1 protein-coding gene is annotated in these 1,255 nt (G+C 46.0%); it reads right to left on the reverse strand.

The annotated features are described in order from the left end of the window. Positions 1-68: 68 nt before the first annotated feature. Positions 69-1,253 (reverse strand): elongation factor Tu, encoded by a 1,185-nt coding sequence (gene tuf / locus ACHUFN_RS20170; RefSeq protein WP_394224520.1) that lies wholly within the window; start codon positions 1,251-1,253, stop codon positions 69-71. Positions 1,254-1,255 lie beyond the last annotated feature (2 nt).

The following is a 1,255-nucleotide window of genomic DNA, read 5'->3' on the forward strand; positions in this document are numbered from 1 at the left end:
CCCTTTCCAAAAGGCATAAAAAAAGCGCACCTAAGTGCGCTTTTTTGGCTTGTGTTGCTAAGTCTAGATTAGTCTAGGATCTTAGATACAACACCAGCACCTACTGTACGACCACCTTCACGGATTGCGAAACGAAGACCTTCTTCCATCGCAATCGGAGCAATTAGCTCAACTTTGAATTTAAGGTTGTCACCAGGCATTACCATTTCTACGCCTTCTGGAAGCTCTACAGCACCAGTTACGTCAGTTGTACGGAAGTAGAACTGTGGACGGTAGCCTTTGAAGAATGGAGTATGACGGCCACCTTCATCTTTAGATAGTACGTATACTTCTGCTTCGAAGTTAACGTGTGGTGTGATTGAACCAGGCTTAGCTAGTACTTGACCACGTTCAACTTCATCACGCTTAGTACCACGTAGAAGAACACCAACGTTCTCACCTGCACGGCCTTCGTCAAGAAGCTTACGGAACATCTCAACACCAGTACAAGTAGTCTTAGTAGTGTCTTTGATACCTACGATTTCTACTTCTTCACCAACTTTAACGATACCTTGCTCAACACGACCAGTTACAACAGTACCACGGCCTGAGATTGAGAATACGTCTTCGATTGGAAGGATGAACGGCTTGTCGATTGCACGCTCTGGCTCTGGGATGTATGAATCAAGCGCTTCACCAAGCTCGATGATTTTCTTTTCCCACTCTGCGTCGCCTTCAAGCGCTTTAAGAGCTGAACCTTGGATAACTGGTAGGTCATCACCTGGGAATTCGTATTCGTTAAGAAGTTCACGAACTTCCATTTCTACTAGCTCTAGAAGCTCTTCATCGTCAACCATGTCACACTTGTTCATGAACACGATGATGTAAGGAATACCAACCTGACGACCAAGTAGGATGTGCTCACGAGTCTGTGGCATAGGGCCATCAGTCGCAGCAACTACTAGGATACCACCGTCCATCTGAGCAGCACCAGTGATCATGTTTTTAACGTAATCAGCGTGTCCTGGGCAGTCTACGTGTGCGTAGTGACGAGTAGGAGTATCGTACTCTACGTGTGAAGTAGAGATGGTGATACCACGTGCTTTTTCTTCAGGCGCGTTATCGATTTGATCGAAAGCCTGTGCGTTACCACCGTAAGTCTTTGAAAGAACAGTAGTGATAGCTGCTGTTAGCGTAGTTTTACCGTGGTCAACGTGGCCGATTGTACCCACGTTTACGTGGGGTTTCGTACGTTCAAACTTTTCTTTTGCCATTT

The sequence above is a fragment of the Alteromonas gracilis genome (assembly GCF_043642145.1).
GTDB classification, from domain to species: Bacteria; Pseudomonadota; Gammaproteobacteria; order Enterobacterales; family Alteromonadaceae; genus Alteromonas; species Alteromonas gracilis_B.

Coding starts and splice junctions, on each gene's coding strand:
- tuf (WP_394224520.1), bottom strand. CDS start 1,253: ATGGCAAAAGAAAAGTTTGAACGTACGAAACCCCACGTAAACGTGGGT.